This window comes from Buttiauxella sp. S19-1 (genome assembly GCF_022134725.1).
Taxonomy (GTDB): Bacteria; Pseudomonadota; Gammaproteobacteria; order Enterobacterales; family Enterobacteriaceae; genus Buttiauxella; species Buttiauxella ferragutiae.
Window position 1 is genome coordinate 1 of sequence record NZ_JAHWLU010000015.1, and the last position, 19,811, is coordinate 19,811.

Annotated in this window: 14 protein-coding genes; 11 read left to right on the forward strand and 3 right to left on the reverse strand. The window is 54.4% G+C overall.

Translation table 11 applies throughout. The features are described 5' to 3' along the window. Positions 1–155: 155 nt before the first annotated feature. From MES37_RS05660 to trhP, 11 genes are all read left to right on the forward strand, one after another. Positions 156–1,406 (forward strand): MdtA/MuxA family multidrug efflux RND transporter periplasmic adaptor subunit, encoded by a 1,251-nt coding sequence (locus MES37_RS05660; protein WP_232886677.1) that lies wholly within the window; start codon positions 156–158, stop codon positions 1,404–1,406. Then, complete coding sequence (locus tag MES37_RS05665; RefSeq protein WP_237930347.1) at positions 1,406–4,531, forward strand: MdtB/MuxB family multidrug efflux RND transporter permease subunit; 3,126 nt, start codon at positions 1,406–1,408, stop codon at positions 4,529–4,531. The genes MES37_RS05660 and MES37_RS05665 overlap by 1 nt, the downstream gene beginning before the upstream one ends. Then, entirely contained in the window at positions 4,528–7,608 is a 3,081-nt protein-coding gene (mdtC, locus tag MES37_RS05670; RefSeq protein WP_237930349.1) for a multidrug efflux RND transporter permease subunit MdtC, read from the forward strand. The genes MES37_RS05665 and mdtC overlap by 4 nt, the downstream gene beginning before the upstream one ends. Before the next feature lie 85 nt (positions 7,609–7,693). Then, positions 7,694–9,109: an MFS transporter gene (locus tag MES37_RS05675; RefSeq protein ID WP_121815288.1), complete on the forward strand. Its 1,416-nt coding sequence runs from the start codon at positions 7,694–7,696 to the stop codon at positions 9,107–9,109. Then, on the forward strand, positions 9,106–10,500 hold the full coding sequence (baeS, locus tag MES37_RS05680; protein ID WP_064545167.1) for a two-component system sensor histidine kinase BaeS: 1,395 nt from the start codon (positions 9,106–9,108) through the stop codon (positions 10,498–10,500). Before MES37_RS05675 ends, baeS begins: the two co-directional genes overlap by 4 nt. Then, entirely contained in the window at positions 10,497–11,219 is a 723-nt protein-coding gene (gene baeR / locus MES37_RS05685; RefSeq protein ID WP_064545165.1) for a two-component system response regulator BaeR, read from the forward strand. Before baeS ends, baeR begins: the two co-directional genes overlap by 4 nt. Before the next feature lie 26 nt (positions 11,220–11,245). Continuing rightward, positions 11,246–11,953: a tetratricopeptide repeat protein gene (locus MES37_RS05690; RefSeq protein ID WP_273693572.1), complete on the forward strand. Its 708-nt coding sequence runs from the start codon at positions 11,246–11,248 to the stop codon at positions 11,951–11,953. Between the two features lie 27 nt (positions 11,954–11,980). Continuing rightward, positions 11,981–13,183 (forward strand): PcfJ domain-containing protein, encoded by a 1,203-nt coding sequence (locus tag MES37_RS05695; protein WP_237930353.1) that lies wholly within the window; start codon positions 11,981–11,983, stop codon positions 13,181–13,183. Positions 13,184–13,215: 32 nt separating this feature from the next. Then, positions 13,216–13,902, forward strand: a complete 687-nt coding sequence (locus tag MES37_RS05700; protein ID WP_237930558.1) for a DUF1266 domain-containing protein — start codon at positions 13,216–13,218, stop codon at positions 13,900–13,902. 11 nt (positions 13,903–13,913) lie between these two features. After that, complete coding sequence (locus tag MES37_RS05705) at positions 13,914–16,022, forward strand: DUF4034 domain-containing protein (RefSeq protein ID WP_237930363.1); 2,109 nt, start codon at positions 13,914–13,916, stop codon at positions 16,020–16,022. Between the two features lie 108 nt (positions 16,023–16,130). Then, positions 16,131–17,492 (forward strand): prephenate-dependent tRNA uridine(34) hydroxylase TrhP, encoded by a 1,362-nt coding sequence (gene trhP / locus MES37_RS05710; protein ID WP_133521898.1) that lies wholly within the window; start codon positions 16,131–16,133, stop codon positions 17,490–17,492. 390 nt (positions 17,493–17,882) lie between these two features. On the opposite strand, the gene MES37_RS05715 is transcribed toward trhP, so the two are convergent. The 3 genes from MES37_RS05715 to MES37_RS05725 form a co-directional block, all read right to left on the reverse strand. Continuing rightward, positions 17,883–18,104, reverse strand: a complete 222-nt coding sequence (locus MES37_RS05715; protein WP_162303074.1) for a DNA-binding transcriptional regulator — start codon at positions 18,102–18,104, stop codon at positions 17,883–17,885. 73 nt (positions 18,105–18,177) lie between these two features. After that, positions 18,178–19,347 (reverse strand): phage late control D family protein, encoded by a 1,170-nt coding sequence (locus MES37_RS05720; RefSeq protein WP_237930372.1) that lies wholly within the window; start codon positions 19,345–19,347, stop codon positions 18,178–18,180. After that, positions 19,347–19,808 carry a phage tail protein gene (locus MES37_RS05725; RefSeq protein WP_237930374.1) on the reverse strand — a complete coding sequence of 154 codons (462 nt, stop codon included), beginning with the start codon at positions 19,806–19,808 and terminating at the stop codon, positions 19,347–19,349. Before MES37_RS05725 ends, MES37_RS05720 begins: the two co-directional genes overlap by 1 nt. Positions 19,809–19,811: the final 3 nt, after the last annotated feature.

Genomic DNA, 19,811 nt, shown 5'->3' on the forward strand with positions numbered 1-19,811 from the left:
CTATTCAAGCGTATTCCTACGAGCCTGTACGCAAAAAACCGCCTTCTAAGACTTATCCATACAGTACTTCATATTTCCTCCATTTTTCCGCCACCCTCACTCACTACACTAGTATCATTAGGCCTATAGGCTCCAGGAAGAGAACACTTACAACTATGAAAGGCACTCGCACCGCACGTGGGTTATGGATTGCAGCCGCAGTCATTGTCGTTATCGCCGCCGTTTTTTACTGGCGCAGCACGAATTCCAGTAACGACACCTCGGGTTCGCAATCAGCACAACAACGCTCCGCTGGCAGTCGTCATGGGATGCGCGGTGCGGCGCTTGCTCCGGTTCAGGCAGCAATAGCGACCAGTGAATCGGTGCCGCGTTATCTCACTGGCCTCGGTACCATTACTGCGGCAAATACCGTGACGGTACGCAGCCGTGTCGACGGGCAATTACAGGCGATTCACTTCCAGGAAGGGCAACAAGTTAAAGCCGGTGATTTGCTGGCAGAAATCGACCCAAGCCAGTTCAAAATCGCTCTTGCCCAGGCTCAAGGCCAACTGGCAAAAGATCAGGCGACTCTCGCCAATGCTCGCCGGGATTTGGCGCGTTTTCAGCAACTGGTCAAAACCAACCTGGTATCCCGCCAGGAACTGGACGCCCAACAAGCGTTAGTCAATGAATCTGTCGGTACCATTAAGGCCGATGAAGCCGCCGTTGCCAGCGCGCAATTACAGCTCGACTGGAGCCGCATCACCGCACCGATTGATGGCCGCGTCGGCTTAAAACTAGTCGATGTCGGCAACCAGATTTCCAGCAGTGATACCACTGGCATTGTGGTGCTCACCCAAACGCACCCTATCGACCTGATTTTCACCTTGCCTGAAAATGATATTGCCACGGTGGTAAAAGCACAGAAAGCGGGTATGACACTGAGCGTCGAAGCGTGGGATCGTACCAACAAGCTGAAACTAAGCAGCGGTGCTTTACTGAGTCTCGACAACCAAATCGACGCCACCACCGGTACCATCAAACTCAAGGCGCGTTTCAATAACGAAGACGACGCGCTGTTCCCAAACCAGTTCGTTAACGCGCGCATGTTGGTGGACACCCAGCAAAATGCGGTCGTTATCCCGACTGCGGCGGTACAAATGGGTAACGAAGGCAACTTCGTTTGGGTGCTTAATAGCGAAGATAAAGTCAGCAAACATCTGGTAACCATCGGCATTCAGGATAGCCAGAAAGTCGTGATCACCGCCGGGGTTTCTGCCGGTGACCGCGTGATAACCGACGGTATTGACCGCCTGACCGAAGGCGCCAAAGTGGAAGTGGTTGAAGCACAATCCGCGACCTCAACCACGCCGGCAAAAAGCACTGACGCGCCAGCAAAACATCATCGTAACGGAGCGGCTTCCTGATGCAGGTATTACCCCCTGGCGCCACAGGAGGCCCATCGCGCCTGTTTATCCTGCGGCCTGTTGCCACCACCCTGCTAATGGTGGCTATCTTAATTGCCGGGATTATCGGTTACCGCTTCCTGCCAGTTTCAGCGCTACCAGAAGTCGATTACCCGACAATTCAGGTCGTCACACTCTATCCAGGTGCCAGCCCGGATGTGGTGACGTCGGCGATCACCGCCCCACTTGAACGCCAGTTTGGGCAGATGTCTGGCCTGAAACAAATGTCTTCGCAAAGTGCCGGTGGAGCTTCGGTGGTGACGCTGCAATTCCAGCTAACGCTGCCGCTTGATGTCGCCGAACAAGAAGTGCAAGCGGCGATTAACGCCGCCACTAACCTGTTGCCGACTGACCTGCCGAACCCGCCGGTTTACAGCAAAGTGAACCCGGCCGATCCGCCGATTATGACGCTCGCCGTCACCTCAACCGCCATGCCGATGACGCAAGTCGAAGATATGGTGGAAACGCGTGTGGCGCAGAAAATATCGCAGGTTTCCGGTGTCGGCCTGGTAACGCTTTCCGGCGGCCAGCGCCCTGCGGTGCGCGTGAAACTGAACGCGCCAGCGATTGCCGCACTAGGTTTAACCAGCGAAACCGTGCGCACCGCAATTACCAGCGCCAACGTCAATTCGGCAAAAGGCAGCCTTGATGGCCCGGACCGCTCCGTGACGCTATCTGCAAACGACCAAATGCAGTCTGCCGCTGAGTATCGCAATCTGATTATTGCTTACCAGAACGGTGCACCGATTCGCCTTGGCGATGTCGCCACCGTTGAGCAAGGGGCGGAAAACGCCTGGCTCGGTGCATGGGCCAACAAGCAGCCGGCGATTGTGATGAACGTGCAACGCCAGCCTGGCGCGAATATCATCGACACCGCCGACAGTATTCGTGCGATGTTGCCCGCATTAACCAAAAGTTTGCCTAAATCGGTCGAGGTGAAATTACTCAGCGACCGCACCACCAATATTCGTGCCTCGGTCAGCGACACCCAGCATGAGTTGATGCTCGCCATCGCCCTGGTGGTGATGATTATTTACCTGTTCCTGCGCAATGTCCCGGCGACCATTATCCCGGCGGTGGCGGTTCCGCTGTCGTTGATTGGTACCTTTGGCGTGATGGTGTTTCTTGATTTTTCGATCAACAACCTGACGCTAATGGCGCTCACTATCGCCACCGGTTTTGTGGTTGATGACGCGATAGTGGTGATTGAAAACATCTCGCGTTATATCGAAAAAGGCGAAAAGCCGCTGGCTGCCTCATTGAAAGGGGCCGGAGAAATTGGCTTCACGATTATCTCGCTGACCTTTTCGCTGATTGCGGTACTGATCCCCCTGCTGTTTATGGGCGATATTGTTGGCCGCCTGTTCCGCGAGTTTGCCGTCACGCTGGCGATCGCCATTTTAATCTCAGCGGTAGTGTCATTAACGCTAACGCCGATGATGTGCGCACGCATGTTAAGCCACGAATCGCTGCGCAAACAGAACCGTTTTTCACGCGCCAGTGAGCGTTTCTTCGACCGTGTGATTGCCGGATATGGCCGCCTGTTGACCCGCGTGTTGCACCACCCGTGGCTGACACTGGGCGTGGCGTTTGGCACCCTGGCGCTGACGGTGGTGCTGTGGATTTTCATTCCTAAAGGCTTCTTCCCGATTCAGGATAACGGGATTATTCAGGGCACCTTGCAGGCACCCCAATCGGTTTCGTTTTCCAGCATGGCGCAGCGCCAGCAGCAGGTTGCCGATGTCATCATGAAAGATCCGGCGGTCGAAAGCCTGACGTCGTTTATTGGCGTGGATGGCACCAACCCGTCGCTCAACAGTGCGCGTTTGCAAATCAACCTCAAGCCGCTGAACGACCGTGACGACCGTATTCCGGTGGTGATTCAGAGGCTGCAAAATAATGTGGCTAAAGTGCCGGGCGTCGAGCTTTACCTGCAACCGGTGCAGGATCTGACCATCGACACCACCGTCAGCCGCACGCAGTATCAGTTCACCTTACAGGCTACCTCGCTTGACGAACTCAGCACCTGGGTACCGCAACTAACCGAAAAACTGCGCGCGCTGCCGGAACTCGCGGATGTCAGCAGCGACTGGCAGGATCAGGGGCTGGTGGCATATATCAATGTTGACCGCGCCAGCGCCAGCCGCCTGGGTATTTCGATGTCAGATGTCGATAACGCACTGTATAACGCCTTTGGTCAGCGCCTGATTTCCACCATTTACACCCAGGCAAACCAGTATCGCGTGGTGCTCGAACACGACACCAGTACCACGCCAGGGCTAAGCGGGCTGGATAACATTCGCCTTGCCAGCACCGATGGCGGCAGCGTGCCGCTCAGCGCCATTGCCAAAATCGAGCAGCGTTTTGCACCGCTGACGGTCAACCATCTCGACCAGTTCCCGTCGTCCACGTTCTCCTTCAACGTCACCAGTGACCATTCGCTCGGCGAAGCGGTGCAGGCGATTACGGCGGCGGAAAAAGATCTGGCGATGCCAGCGGACATCAGCACCCAATTCCAGGGTAGCACCCTCGCCTTCCAGGCGGCGTTAGGCAACACCATCTGGTTGATTGTTGCCTCGGTAGTGGCGATGTACATCGTGCTCGGCGTGTTGTACGAAAGCTTTATTCACCCGATTACTATTTTGTCGACGTTGCCAACGGCAGGTGTCGGGGCGCTACTGGCGCTGATGCTGGCGGGAGCCGAACTGGATGTTATTGCCATCATTGGCATCATTTTGCTGATCGGTATCGTCAAGAAAAACGCCATCATGATGATCGACTTCGCGCTGGCAGCTGAACGTGAACAAGGGATGAAACCCTACGACGCGATTTATCAGGCCTGCTTACTGCGCTTCCGCCCGATACTGATGACCACCCTTGCCGCATTGCTGGGTGCATTACCGTTGATGCTGTCGATGGGCGTGGGTGCGGAACTGCGCCGCCCGCTGGGTATCGGCATGGTCGGCGGGTTGCTGGTCAGCCAGGTGCTAACGCTGTTTACTACGCCGGTTATCTATTTGCTGTTCGATAACCTGTCGCACGCGGTGCGTCGCCGTTTTGCTCGTCGTGATGAGGAAGTGCTGTGAAATTCTTCGCACTGTTCATCTATCGGCCAGTCGCCACCATTTTACTGACTGTCGCCATCACCTTGTGCGGCGTGCTGGGCTTCCGTCTGCTGCCGGTAGCCCCGCTGCCGCAGGTGGATTTCCCGGTGATTATGGTTAGTGCATCACTGCCGGGCGCTTCGCCAGAAACTATGGCTTCGTCGGTTGCCACACCGCTTGAGCGCGCACTCGGGCGCATTGCGGGCGTGAATGAGATGACCTCATCAAGTTCACTGGGCAGTACGCGCATCATTCTGGAATTTGCCTTCGACAGGGATATCAACGGCGCTGCACGCGATGTGCAGGCGGCAATCAACGCGGCGCAAAGTTTGTTACCGAGCGGAATGCCAAGCCGCCCGACCTACCGCAAAGCCAACCCGTCAGATGCGCCGATTATGATTCTGACGCTGACTTCCGACACCTTTTCCCAGGGGCAGTTATATGATTTTGCCTCCACGCAACTGGCGCAAACCGTGGCGCAAATTGATGGCGTGGGCGATGTGGATGTCGGCGGCAGCTCGCTCCCGGCGGTACGCGTAGCGCTCAACCCGCAAGCGCTGTTTAACCAGGGTGTTTCACTGGATGCCGTACGTACCACTATTGATAACGCCAACGTCCGTCGCCCGCAAGGTGCGGTGGAAGACAGCTCACGCCGCTGGCAATTGCAGACTAATGATGAACTGAAAACCGCAGCCGAATATCAGCCGTTGATCATCCATTACAACAACGGTGGGGCGGTGCATTTGAGCGATGTCGCCACCGTGAGCGACTCGGTGCAGGATGTGCGTAACGCCGGGATGGCAAACGCGAAACCGGCAATTTTGCTGATGATCCGTAAGTCACAGGAAGCCAACATCATCGAAACGGTGGACCGCATTCGGGCAAAAATCCCCGATCTGCGTGAAACCATTCCGGCTTCAATAGATTTGCAAATCGCTCAGGATCGCTCGCCAACCATTCGTGCCTCACTTGCGGAAGTCGAGCAATCGCTGGTGATTTCAGTCGCGCTGGTGATTCTGGTGGTGTTCCTGTTCCTGCGCTCTGGCCGCGCCACGCTTATTCCAGCGGTAGCGGTTCCGGTGTCGTTAATCGGCACGTTTATCGCCATGTATCTGTGCGGCTTTAGCCTGAACAACTTGTCGCTAATGGCGCTAACGATTGCCACCGGTTTTGTGGTGGATGACGCCATTGTGGTGCTGGAAAATATTTCACGTCATCTCGAAGCGGGAGTTAAACCGTTGCAGGCCGCACTTCAGGGGGTGCGCGAAGTCGGGTTTACCGTGCTGTCGATGAGCTTATCGCTGGTGGCGGTATTCCTGCCGCTGTTATTAATGGGCGGGTTGCCTGGCCGCTTGTTTAAAGAGTTTGCCGTCACGCTGTCGGTCGCCATCGGGATTTCGCTGGTGGTGTCGATTACCCTGACGCCGATGATGTGTGGCTGGTTATTAAAGAATAACCCGAAGCATTCTCCGACTCGTCAGCGTGGATTTGGTCGCCTGTTAGTGGCGATGCAGCAAGGCTATGGCCGCTCGCTGAAGTGGGTGTTGAATCATACCAAACTGGTTGGCGTAGTGCTGTTGGCGACCATGGCGCTCAACATTTGGTTGTATATCGCCATCCCGAAAACCTTTTTCCCGGAGCAAGATACCAGGCGTTTGATGGGCAATATTCAGGCCGACCAAAGCATTTCCTTCCAGGCGATGCGCGGTAAATTGCAGGATTTCATGAAGATTGTGCGTGATGATCCGGCCGTGGAGAACGTCACCGGCTTTACCGGTGGTTCGCGCGTTAACAGCGGCATGATGTTTATCTCGCTCAAGCCACTTTCCGAGCGCAAAGAAACCGCGCAACAAGTGATCGACCGCCTGCGCAAATCACTGGCAAAAGAGCCGGGTGCCAGCCTGTTCTTGATGGCGGTGCAGGATATTCGTGTCGGTGGTCGTCAGGCCAACGCCAGTTACCAGTACACGCTGCTTTCCGATAATTTGGCCGATCTGCGAACCTGGGAGCCAAAAATCCGCCAGGCGCTGAGCAAACTGCCACAACTTGCTGACGTTAACTCCGACAGCCAAAACAATGGCGCGGAAATGGATCTGCTTTATGACCGTGACTCGATGGCGCGTCTGGGAATTAGCGTACAAGACGCCAATGCCTTGTTGAACAACGCCTTCGGCCAGCGCCAGATTTCAACCATCTATCAGCCGCTTAACCAGTACAAAGTGGTGATGGAAGTGGATCCGCGCTATACGCAAGACATCAGCGCACTGGATCAAATGTTCGTCATTAATAAAGAAGGCAAAGCGATACCGCTGTCGTGGTTTGCAAAATGGCAGCCGGCAAATGCGCCGCTGTCGGTGAACCATCAGGGGCTTTCTGCCGCCTCGACGGTTTCCTTTAACCTGCCGACGGGTGTCTCGTTGTCACAAGCCAGTGAAGCTATCGACCGTACCATGACCGCGCTCGGCGTGCCTTCAACGGTGCGCGGCATGTACGCCGGTACCGCGCAAGTTTTCCAGGACACCATGAAATCGCAGGTGTTGTTAATCATCGCCGCCATCGCCACGGTCTATATCGTGTTGGGAATTTTGTACGAGAGCTACGTTCACCCGTTGACGATTCTCTCGACTTTGCCGTCTGCGGGGGTTGGCGCATTGCTGGCGCTGGAAATTTTTGGTGCGCCATTTAGCCTGATTGCGCTCATCGGTATCATGCTGTTAATCGGCATCGTGAAGAAGAACGCCATCATGATGGTGGACTTCGCCATCGACGCGCAGCGCAACGGCAATCTGCAACCTGAAGAGGCCATTTTCCAGGCCTGCTTGCTGCGTTTCCGCCCGATAATGATGACCACGCTGGCAGCGCTGTTTGGCGCATTACCTTTGGTGCTTACCAGCGGTGATGGCGCGGAACTACGCCAGCCGCTCGGGATTACCATTGTCGGCGGTCTGGTGGTCAGCCAATTGCTGACGCTGTACACCACGCCGGTGGTGTATCTGTTCTTTGACCGTTTACGGATGCGGTTTGCGCGTAAAACCACTTCAGCAATCGCTGGCGGGTGACGCTTTGCTTAACCGCCCTACAAAACCTTGCCGTTGTAGGGTGGATAAGCGCCAGCGTCATCCACCGTTTATGAAGGATAGTTAAATGACTGAACTGCCTGCTGCCGTGCGCTGGCAACTGTGGATTGTCGCCTTCGGCTTCTTCATGCAGTCGCTGGACACCACCATCGTCAATACCGCTCTGCCCTCCATGGCGGCGAGCCTCGGTGAAAGCCCGCTGCATATGCACTCGGTGATTGTGTCGTATGTCTTAACGGTGGCGGTAATGTTACCCGCCAGCGGCTGGCTGGCTGACCGTGTTGGCGTACGCAATATCTTTTTCACCGCCATCGTCTTGTTCACTATCGGTTCGCTGTTATGTGCCCATGCTGCAACCCTTGACGAGCTGGTGATGGCGCGCGTGGTGCAAGGGATCGGTGGCGCAATGATGGTGCCGGTTGGGCGTTTGACGGTGATGAAAATCGTCCCGCGCGAGCAGTATATGGCGGCGATGACCTTCGTCACCTTGCCTGGGCAAATTGGCCCGTTGCTTGGCCCGGCGCTCGGCGGCGTGCTGGTGGAATACGCCTCCTGGCACTGGATCTTCTTAATTAATCTTCCTGTAGGCATTATCGGTGCCATCGCCACACTGTGGCTAATGCCAAACTACACCATGCAGACGCGCAAATTCGACATGATGGGTTTTGTGCTGCTGGCCTTCGGTATGGCGGCGCTGACCATTGCGCTGGATGGTGCCAAAGGTTTGGGCATCACGCCATCAACGCTGTGGATGTTAGTCGGCGGTGGATCGGCGGCAATGGCGCTCTATTTGTGGCACGCCAAAGCCAATGACAACGCTTTGTTCAACCTGAATCTATTTAAGACGCAGACCTTTTCACTCGGTTTACTGGGCAGCTTCTGCGGACGCATCGGCAGCGGCATGATCCCATTTATGACGCCAGTGTTTCTGCAAATCGGCCTCGGGTTTTCGCCGTTCCACGCTGGGTTAATGATGGTCCCGATGGTGTTGGGCAGCATGGGCATGAAACGCATTGTGGTGCAGGTGGTAAACCGCTTTGGCTACCGCAACGTGTTAGTCACCTCCACGCTTGCTCTGGCGCTGGTCATCTTATTGTTTATGGCAACCGCGCTGATGGGCTGGTATTACGCGCTGCCGGTGGTGCTGTTCTTGCTCGGAATGGTGAACTCCACCCGCTTCTCATCCATGAACACCCTGACGCTAAAAGATCTGCCTGACGATCTGGCAAGCTCCGGCAACAGTTTGTTGTCGATGGTGATGCAGCTTTCGATGAGTATTGGCGTCACCATCGCCGGGTTGCTACTGGGCATGTATGGCCATCATCAACTGACGGCAGATAGCACCGTGGTTCACAGCGTCTTTATGTATACGTATCTCAGCATGGCAGTGGTTATCGCTCTGCCAGCGCTAATTTTTGCTCGCGTCCCGAAGGACACCACCAAAAATGTCGTGATTGCGCGGCGTAAAAGGAGTAGCTCATGAAGCTGTGGCGGCCTGGCATTACCGGCAAACTGTTTTTGGCGATTTTCTCCACCTGCCTGGTGGTACTCGCCACCATGCACTGGGGCGTGCGGCTCAGCTTCGAACATGGGTTTATTGACTACATCAAACGCGGCAATGAACAGCGTCTGGAGATGCTCAGCGAAGCGCTGGGTGAACAATATGCGCAGCACGGTAACTGGCAGTTCCTGCGCAACAACGACCGTTTTATGTTCAAGCTATTGCGCTCTTTTGAGCATAGCGATGATGAAAATCATAACCTGCCACCCCACGGCTGGCGCACCCAGTTTTGGGTTGTCGATGAAGATTACAAAGTACTGGTTGGCCCGCGCGGCCCGGTTCCCGGCGATGGTATGCGCCGGGCGATTAACGTGAATGGCCGTGACGCCGGTTGGGTGGTGGCTTCGCCCGTTGAACGGCTCACACGCAACACCGATATTAATTTCGACAGGCAGCAACGTCGCACCAGTTGGATTATCGTCGCTTTCTCCTCCCTGCTTGCGGCGGCGGCCACCTTCTTCCTCGCTCGCGGGTTACTGGCTCCGGTGAAACGGCTGGTTGAAGGCACTCATAAACTGGCCGCTGGGGATTTCACCACTCGCGTCGATCCCACCAGCCAGGATGAACTGGGCAAACTGGCGCAAGACTTTAACCAACTTGCCAGTACGCTTGAGAAAAACCACAACATGCGCCGCGCTTACATGGCGGATATTTCCCATGAATTACGCACCCCGCTAGCCATTTTGCGTGGCGAGCTGGAAGCGATTCAGGATGGCGTGCGCAAATTCACCCCTGAATCCGTTGTCTCGCTACAAATGGAAGTCGCGACGCTAACCAAACTGGTTGATGACTTGCACCAGTTGTCGATGTCCGACGAAGGGGCATTGGCCTATCAGAAGCAGTCGCTGGATATTATTAACTTACTGGAAATTGTTGCTGGCGCTTTCCGTGAGCGTTTTAATTCGCGCGGTTTAACCATTAGCCTGGCACTGCCGGACAGCGTGACCATTTTTGGTGATAGTGACCGTTTAATGCAATTATTCAATAATTTGCTGGAAAACAGCCTGCGTTATACTGATGCCGGTGGGCAATTGGTTATTTCCGGTGAAGTGGTGAATCAGCGTTTCGTGATGCACTTCGCCGACAGCGCGCCGGGCGTCAATGACGAACAGTTGACCATGTTGTTTGAGCGTTTTTACCGAACCGAAGGTTCACGCAACCGCGCCAGTGGCGGCTCAGGGCTTGGGTTGTCTATCTGCCAGAACATTGTCGACGCCCATAATGGCAAGCTTTCCGCGACCCATTCGCCTTTCGGCGGGGTTAGCATTACAGTAGAGTTACCGCTGGAGCCAGAATCGTTGAGACCTGTATGACCGAGTTACCGATTGACGAAAACACACCGCGCATCTTAATTGTTGAAGACGAGCCTAAGCTCGGCCAACTGTTAATTGATTACTTACGTGCTGCGGGATATGCACCAGAATTAATTACCCACGGCGATAAAGTGCTGGCTTTTGTGCGCCAGACACCACCGGATTTAATCCTGCTCGACTTAATGCTCCCCGGCACCGACGGCCTGACACTGTGCCGTGAAATCCGCCGCTTCTGCGAAATTCCCATCGTGATGGTGACCGCCAAAATCGAGGAAATCGACCGTCTGTTAGGGCTGGAAATTGGTGCCGATGATTACATCTGCAAACCTTACAGCCCGCGTGAAGTCGTGGCACGAGTCAAAACCATTTTGCGCCGCTGCAAACGCCAGCGCGACCCCATCGCTGCCGATGAAATTAGCCCGTTGATTATCGATGAAAGCCGCTTCCAGGCCAGCTGGCACGACAAACTGCTGGATTTAACTCCGGCTGAATTTCGTCTGTTAAAAACCCTGTCACATGAACCGGGTAAAGTCTTTTCACGCGAACAACTGTTAAACCAGCTTTATGACGATTACCGCGTCGTCACCGACCGCACCATCGACAGCCATATTAAAAACCTGCGCCGTAAGCTCGAAGCGCTGGATGAAGAACAGTCGTTTATCCGTGCCGTGTATGGCGTGGGTTACCGCTGGGAAGCCGATGCCAGCCGGATTGATTAACCTCATTTATACGGATGTGAGTGATAATGAAGATACGCAATTGTGCGTTATTGCTGCTGGTATCGGGCATGGCCCATGCAGAAATCACCGAACAACAAATGGCCGCCGACTGCGCCAAAATCCCTTCTTACGCAAGCCAGGGCGAACAATTCTACAAAGCCAAAGATTACCCTAAAGCACGCGAAGCCTTCGAAAATCAGGTGACCTGGAGCGAAGGTTGCCGACTCGATGACCAGGCTATCGCCACCGCGTACAACAATGTGGCACTCACCTGGATGCGCCAGAAAGAATGGCGTAAAGCTCGCGCCTGGCTGATGCTCAAACCTGACGATGCCAAGTCTGTTTACAACCTGGGGCTTATCAAAGAAAAGCTGGCGGCCTTGCCGAAGCCGACTTCCGCTGCGGGTGAATACTGGAATTACGCTGGGCTGGCATCCTGGGAGACATTCACCTTAAAAGACCTCGAAAAAGAATCCGCCTATTCTGTTGATTTTCAGGGTTACTATCTCGGCATGATGGCGCTTTATTACGGCCCCAATATGGGCGAGTTCTCAGAGAAGGTGACACTCAAACACAACAAAGGGGTTATCGCTCTGCGGGAAGGCGACTATATTCAATGTGACATCTCGCTCACCGTTTCGCCCGAAGCCATCGACGCCACCACAGGTGAACCCGCTGAATGCGGTTTTGGCATGAACGTCCGAGCCGATGGGCACTATCTGCGAGTAGACTGACGCTGACAAACCAGGCAAGGGAAAGCCATGTGTGACAATAACGCTCAAAAAACCTATCAACCGCGCAATGTCATCAACTCGACCGATGTCATGGCGACAATCGTCATGCGCAGTGAACAGCGCAGCGATAGCGAAGACATTCGCCGCTGGTTGGCCAACCATTTTTATCGCTGGGTGATTGGCAGTTTCCCTCACGTAAACCCGGTACGCAACGCAATTGATTACGCCACATGGTTCGGAATCGGCACTGACATGCCTGCATGGTTACCGCCGAAACTGGCCGACGGCGGCACGTTCTATTATCTCGACCCACAGCATCCGGACATCCACGCCACTGAGCGTAATGTGGTGGAATTTCTCTCCCGCCAAAACGACACCCGTCTGGCTGGAAAACTACAGCGCATCAACTGTTTTACCGTACTGGAGATGCGCGAGGCTGAGCATAAAAAAATGCAGCGCCGCCGTCAGCAAGGCTGGTGCCCCACCACCCAGGAGGTGCTGAAAAAAGTCATCAGCGTGGCCAGCGGGACGCTGTATGAGTTTGACGCCACGCATCCGGCGCTACGCAGTGAAATGGCCTATGAATCCTGGCATATGCAGCACTGTGTGGGGCACTTCCAGGATGCTAACGCCCTCACTGGCGGTTACGGCGATCACTATGCCAGCCGCCTTGAACAGGGGGCGATGCGCCTGTTCAGCCTGCGCGACGATAACAATATTCCCCACGTCACCATCAGCCTGCAGGTCACCCCGGATGGGCCTGAGATCGAGCAGATCAAAGGTAAGCAAAACCGCCATCCGGTAAAAAAATACGCCACCGACGTTCTGCATTTACTGCGCCATGTTGCCCCGCTACCGGTACGCCATGCCGACTGCGAAGGCATGGGTATCGTTTATGAAAAGACAGCGGAACATCAAGGCTGGAAATTCATTACCGATATCCAGGACGAGGGATTTCTGCTGAGCGTACTGCACAACAATTTCCATTTGCTGCAACACTTCGCCACGCCGCCCATCGCGTTCCAGTGGTTGCTGCTTCACAGCGCGCCAGGCGAACTGCACCATCTGCAAGCCATTGACCCGACGGTAGCAACCGCGGCTGAAATGCTGTATCCGCAAAAAAAATGGCACCCGACATTTGCCGGGAAAAACACCAGCAGCGAACCGTTTGAAATTGAAGGCCTCACGCTGCAAACCACCCGCTATCTCACCGCTGACGAGAGGAAGTAACGTTGCATCTCCTCCTTTCACTGCTAATCGCCATGCTGATTATTTTCTGGAGAGCCAGAAAAAAAGCAAAGCGAGCTAAAACCAGAACAGCGCAAGAACCAGGAAAAGAACATCTTGAGAAAAGACGCCACGATACCCGTCGACGCCAATGGGCACTGGCGCTGGCTGATATTCTCATGTTGCGTAACGGGCTGAAAACTAAAGACATCACGCTAACGTTCAAGATTGATAACGCTAAACGCCAGCAACTGGCGCAACAGGTAAAAAAAGAACTCGGGCTGAAAGAAAATCTTGATGGCGGCGCACTACGCGGACAAGTGGCTGATATTTTAAATCATTGGCCTGGCGGTGTGGGTCAAACACCCTACGGTTTTTATGACCAGTTAGCCGCCCGTGGGCAGGTACGCGACGCACTGGCTTTCGACTGCGCGCGCACCGCCTTTTTAACACGCTGCATCGCCGGGTTAGGCTGGTGCAGTGACGAACAAGCGTGGCTGGTTTTACTGCTCAACGCCCAGCGCGCCCAGGACTGTTTCAGCAGTTGGGAAGATTACGCCACCGCCTACGTGCGCGCTCGCCAGATCTGGCTGGAGCTCCACCGCACCCCAGCGACGGTTGCCGGGCGCGATCTCCAGATCGTCATGCAATATCTGGAGGATCCGTTCAGTCACTGGCGGGCATTGCCGTGGAATGAATTTAAAATTTTCGAACTGAATTGAGGGATGAACACATGGAACTGAACGATGCCGTTATTAACGCCACCGCGACAATGTGTAACAGCAAAATGGAGGAAAATAGCGGGCAACGAGAGTGGTTTATCGCCGATATTGCCAGCCAGCTGCAAGCGAAACACTACGACGAACTGGACGCCCTGTTTAACCATGCGCTGGCGGAAAGCTTCACCAGCCGCGAGGCGGAAAGACGCTACTTCCACGCCTGGACACAGATGTGTAACCCCCTCAATGATATGGAGCCACTGGTTGAAGCTGGCCCAGAAGGGTTGGCGCTGATCAAAGCCTGGCAAAATGCCCGCCCGCGTTCCACTCACGCCTGGCTTGCCGAAGCGCAATACTGGAACCATCGTGCCTGGCTATACCGCAGCTACGGCTGGGCGCGCGATACGACGGACGCAATGTGGGTTTGCGCCAGCGCCTGCAATGAACAGATGGTGATTGCTGCAATCAACGCTATTGACTGCGAACCGCGCCAGTGGATGGCGGCCTCACTCGCCAGCACCAACGCGCAGGTATTTGGCGAACCCGACTGGCTGGCTGATTTTCTGGAAGGTGCAGAGACTGCTGGCGCCGCTGGCGTACCGAAACTGGCTAAATTTCATCTGCGTTCACCGCAAGAAATGGACGCGCTGATGGCGTATTCCGGTTTATCACTGGACAAAGCCGTCTGCCCCTCCCTGCCACGCCCACAGGTGCTGCCAGCACCCGACAACGAATCCCCCCAAAAATACTGGATAACAGTATGTCTGGCCATTTTCCCGACGGCATACCACGCGCTGGACGAGTATCTTCCGTTTCGCATGCCACGCTGGCGCGGTTCCCATCAAGAAATTGAGGAGTTCCTCGCATCGCCATCCTGTGCGCATCTGTCTGATAGCGAGCGTGAGCACCTGGAACTGCTGATCTGGTGGGACGAATGCCGCGACCTGCGCATCAAAGATATTGACTCCCCAGCAACCCTTGAGAAAACCATCGCCAAAGCGGAAGCCATTGCCTGCCATGCCCGCAACCAGGAAGACCGCCACAATGCGCTGGAATGGCTGCTGGACTGCTATGACGACTCAAAGAATGAAGAAGCACTTTGGCGCTGTATCCAGCGAGTAGTCATGGAGAAAAAGAGCCTAAGTAACTATTTCACCTATCAGGCACTCAAATTTGCGCTCCGCGATTTCCCGGACAGCCACTGGATTTATAATTTTATTTGCCAAAACTCACAACAGGCAGAAGGCTGGGCGGCGTTGATTTATCGCGGTTATTTCCAGCACGCAGGGCTGTTTGGCTTTGAGAAAAATGAACAACAGGGTAACGCCTGGCTTGCGAAAGTTTCAGCCATAAAATACAGCGCGACCTGGAAATGGACCATCCGCTCCTTCGGTTGGCTCAACCGCCCGGAGTATTGCGTAGCGCTGGCAGAAGCTGGTGCGCAGCGTAATATCCCCGGCGCACTCCAATGGCTGGGTGATGAGTATAACAATCGTATCGATGGCACTCTTGTCCCTTATCAAACCGCGACTGCACTGGACTGTTATCAGCGCGCCGCACAAATTTTGCTCGAGCAAATCGCCCTTCGCGACAGCACGCGGAGCCTGATCGCCAATGGCGGTTATAGCGAATATGAAGCGGATTTACGGGATATTCAATTCAGCCTCGCTATCTGTAATCAGCGATTGTGTGAGGAAGAAAGCGACTGTGCTAAGTGGCCCGGCTACGAAAAAAATCTGCTGGATAACCTCTGGCAGGCGCACCAGTTGGGTCACGAACAGGCCTGGGCACTATTCATGCTCAATATTTTTGAAGTCACCGATTTGACGCTGGCACATGCGCATTTGGCGCTGGTGCAGGAAGAAGCTAACAAAGGCACGTTGCAGGCGATGGTGACGCTGTCGCGTTTGTATGGCAACAAGCAGGATAAGACGTTGTTTAATATCAAACAAAGTGCGAGATGGGCCCATTTTGCCGAAGCACTCTATCCGGATAGTGATGTGGTAAGAGATTGCCTGGCTGTGGTGCATTTTGACACGTTCTGGAAACGTTTACGTTACGCCTGGCACACCGCGCGTATCCCGGCCTCCGAACTGCCAGGCGAGGTCAACCCGATGGTGTAGCCGTTTACTCAGGCGCTCACTGGCGATACAATGCCCGCCCTAAAATTGTGCCTTAAAACCATCGCATCCTGTGCGGTGGTTCTGACCTGAAATCAGAACGAGAAAATCATGTTTAAACCAGAACTTCTTTCGCCAGCCGGAACGCTGAAAAATATGCGTTACGCCTTCGCCTATGGCGCCGATGCTGTGTATGCGGGCCAACCGCGTTACAGCCTGCGAGTGCGCAATAACGAATTCAATCACGAAAACCTGCAACTGGGCATCAACGAAGCCCATGAGCTGGGTAAAAAATTCTACGTGGTTGTCAACATTGCCCCGCACAACGCCAAGCTGAAAACCTTTATCCGTGACCTGAAACCGGTTATCGATATGGGCCCGGATGCGCTGATCATGTCCGATCCTGGTTTAATCATGATGGTGCGTGAAGCATTCCCGAAAATGGATGTTCACCTTTCGGTGCAAGCCAACGCCGTAAACTGGGCAACCGTGAAGTTCTGGAAACAAATGGGGCTGACCCGCGTGATCCTTTCCCGTGAACTGTCACTCGAAGAGATCGCCGAAGTGCGTGAACAAGTGCCGGATATGGAACTGGAAATTTTCGTTCACGGCGCATTGTGCATGGCTTATTCAGGCCGCTGCCTGCTTTCTGGTTACATCAACAAGCGCGACCCAAACCAGGGAACCTGCACCAACGCCTGCCGTTGGGAATACAAAGTTGAAGAAGGCAAAGAAGATGATGTCGGTAATATCGTGCATCTTCATGAGCCGATTCCGGTACAAAATATCGAGCCAACTTTGGGCGCAGGCGCACCGACTGACAAAGTGTTTATGATGGAAGAAGCCAAACGCCCAGGTGAATACATGACCGCGTTCGAAGACGAACACGGCACTTACATCATGAACTCGAAAGATCTGCGCGCCATTGAACACGTTGAACGCCTGACCAAAATGGGCGTGCACTCACTGAAAATCGAAGGCCGCACCAAATCCTATTACTACTGCGCGCGTACCGCTCAGGTTTATCGCCGCGCGATTGACGATGCCGCTGCCGGTAAGCCATTCGACCCAACGCTGCTGACCACACTTGAAGGTTTGGCACATCGCGGCTACACCGAAGGTTTCTTGCGCCGTCACAATCACGACTCGTATCAGAATTATGATTACGGCCATTCGGTTTCTGAAACCCAACAGTTTGTCGGCGAATTTACCGGTGAGCGTCGTGGCGAGCTGGCGGCGGTAAAAGTGAAGAATAAATTCCTGCTCGGCGACAGCCTGGAATTAATGACGCCGCAAGGTAACGTCACTTTTACGCTGGAAGTGCTGGAAAATACTAAAGCGCAGCCGATTGACGTGGCTCCGGGCGATGGTCACACCGTATGGATGCCTGTGCCGGAAGATGTCTCGCTGGATTATGCGCTGCTGATGCGCAATTTGGCAGGTCAGACCTCACGCGATCCTCACGCTAAATAGTTAATTTAGGGGATTTTTTAGCGCAAGAGGATTTCTTAGAAACCGATCACATACCGCTTCGTTAGATGCGGTTATTATCGCTGAGCTGAAAAACATAACCCATAAATTCAAGCTATACCCTAAATAATTCGAATTGTAGAAAGGCGGCAACGCAGTGAATCCCCAGTCAGTTATTCAAGTAAGTGACTGGGGTGAACGAGGAAAGCCAACGCATCTACAATTTGAAGTATGATGGGTATGTACCAGGAACCACCTCATTGGCCTGTGCAATCTCCCTTGCGCAGGCCTTCTTTTTTGTTTGTATTTAGTTGAAATAAAAGGATTTATTTCAGGTCACGTCCACACATTGACCACATCGATAAAAAGGCACCCCATTTGAGGTGCCTTTTTTTACATCCAGTGGATTTGTTGCTGGCCACCTTGCATCGGGTGAGGCAGTACCGGTGTTCTCTCGCCAGGCTTAACTATGTAGTGCTTTACGGTCTCCAGTGTCACAAAAGTCGCGCTGCAATTCACATTCTGGCACTGGTGATAACGCTCTTTTGTTTCGGTGGAATGATAGCGGCTTGTACGGGCGTGGGCTGCGGTCTGACACAATGGGCAATGGAACATTTCAACACCTCGACTGATTTCGTTTGATGTTGTTATTTTACCCATTAAACCATTACATAACAACGAGTTATAATTATTCATTCGCGCCCCCCTCCTCCTGATACTCTACATCAATAAGCCTCACCTCAAGCTCTAACGACGTCGTGAAGCCGCTATTACTGAGTGAGTGCATCACCTTAGTGATTGTCCATGCCTGCTCGTCGATGACGCGCTTAAAGCCTGAAACGGTGACCGGTGTTTCCGGGTAAAGATCTGCACGACCCATCGCCAGGCTAATCGAAAACTCCGCCACCCCGCGTTGCAGTTTGTCCCATTTGGCCTGAGCCGCACGCATCGCCTGTGCCTTGCTGGCGTAAATGGTGGTCAGGGCAAACACGTTATCCTCCTCACCGGCCATATACTCGCCCTCGCGAGCTTCCTTTTCCTTCGCGGCTTTCTTCGCTTTCACCGGTTTGGCCTTCGGGTGCTGGAGCGCGCGCAGGTTCTGCGGTTTGGCCTTGCGCTTGAGCTTCACCTGCTGCTTTTGCTCTTTCGGCTCTCTGGTGTGCAACCATTTGGCGGTCACGCCGGTGTAAGCCCCACGGTCGGCAATCGCAAACTGGTGACGGTCACCGTCGCGGCGCTCAAGGGTCATCTGCGCAATGGGCTTGCCGCTGGCGGTAACACCGGCACCCGCTTTGATGAACAGCAGTTTACCCGCCTTAACCGATACCTCCGCGCCGTTGCGTTCTGCCAGGCGGGTGAGAAATTTCGCGTCTGACTCCTGCGTCTGGTCGATATGCGGGACAGCAATCGCGGCAAACTGCGGCGCGACACTGGCCGTCAGTTTGTTACGGCTGGCGATAGTGTTGAGCACTTCCCCGAGCGTGGTGTCGTGATAGGAAGCCTCTCGACGTGAGTTGAGCGTGCCGCGAAAATCCGCACTCCTTGCCCGGATGGTCAGCGTATCCGGTGCGCCCCGGTGCTCAATTTCATCAACGGTGAACTGACCTTTCCCCAGCAGCGCCGACCCCTGCCAGCCGAGGAACAGTGACAAGACTGCGCCGCGCACCGGCAACTCAATCAGGCCATCAGTGTCATCGAGTTCGATATCGAGCTGGTCAGCCTCAAAGCCCCGGTTATCCGTCATGCTGAGGCTAATCAACCGGTCGCTGATATTGCGGGTGATGTCCTCCTGGTTGAGGGTGAGCATAAACGCCGGTGCCATGCTTGCCCCGGCATCGAGTGTCATTCCGGTCAGCATTAAAATAACCCTCCGATTTTACTCTGCACGTTCCCGACCAGGCTTTCGGCCTGCTTCTCAATATCACCAAACATCGCGGTGAGCGATTCATCCACGCGCGTCAGGCTGACGGTGAAATCAATTTTCATGGCTGAGCCGTTGGCAAAAAATTCGCTGTGGGTTTCGCTGACTGAATTAATCACAAACATGCCGTAAATGGTGCCGCAGCCATCAAGCAGCGACCAGGCGCGCCCCTCATCCGCCATCAGGTTGAGTGCCAGCAGTGACAGCCTGCCGCCGGTGATTTCCGGCAGCAGGCTTCCGCTCAGGACAATTTTTTCCTCATTCACGCCGAGGAACTGCATCGCCGGTCGCTGGCCGACGCGACTGTTGGATGGCCAGCGATAATCCACATCCCGTTGCAGGCTCTGATAAGGCAGTGTCTGTAACTGAAAAACAAACATGCCGAGGGCAAGCATCATGGT

Excerpts from the sequence above, each read along its gene's own strand:
- MES37_RS05720 (WP_237930372.1), bottom strand. The coding sequence starts at position 19,347 with ATGCTGACCGGAATGACACTCGATGCCGGGGCAAGCATGGCACCGGCG.
- MES37_RS05725 (WP_237930374.1), bottom strand. The coding sequence starts at position 19,808 with ATGATGCTTGCCCTCGGCATGTTTGTTTTTCAGTTACAGACACTGCCT.
- baeR (WP_064545165.1), top strand. The coding sequence starts at position 10,497 with ATGACCGAGTTACCGATTGACGAAAACACACCGCGCATCTTAATTGTT.
- MES37_RS05715 (WP_162303074.1), bottom strand. The coding sequence starts at position 18,104 with ATGTTCCATTGCCCATTGTGTCAGACCGCAGCCCACGCCCGTACAAGC.
- MES37_RS05665 (WP_237930347.1), top strand. The coding sequence starts at position 1,406 with ATGCAGGTATTACCCCCTGGCGCCACAGGAGGCCCATCGCGCCTGTTT.
- MES37_RS05675 (WP_121815288.1), top strand. The coding sequence starts at position 7,694 with ATGACTGAACTGCCTGCTGCCGTGCGCTGGCAACTGTGGATTGTCGCC.
- MES37_RS05705 (WP_237930363.1), top strand. The coding sequence starts at position 13,914 with ATGGAACTGAACGATGCCGTTATTAACGCCACCGCGACAATGTGTAAC.
- MES37_RS05695 (WP_237930353.1), top strand. The coding sequence starts at position 11,981 with ATGTGTGACAATAACGCTCAAAAAACCTATCAACCGCGCAATGTCATC.
- baeS (WP_064545167.1), top strand. The coding sequence starts at position 9,106 with ATGAAGCTGTGGCGGCCTGGCATTACCGGCAAACTGTTTTTGGCGATT.
- trhP (WP_133521898.1), top strand. The coding sequence starts at position 16,131 with ATGTTTAAACCAGAACTTCTTTCGCCAGCCGGAACGCTGAAAAATATG.
- MES37_RS05660 (WP_232886677.1), top strand. The coding sequence starts at position 156 with ATGAAAGGCACTCGCACCGCACGTGGGTTATGGATTGCAGCCGCAGTC.
- MES37_RS05700 (WP_237930558.1), top strand. The coding sequence starts at position 13,216 with ATGCTGATTATTTTCTGGAGAGCCAGAAAAAAAGCAAAGCGAGCTAAA.
- MES37_RS05690 (WP_273693572.1), top strand. The coding sequence starts at position 11,246 with ATGAAGATACGCAATTGTGCGTTATTGCTGCTGGTATCGGGCATGGCC.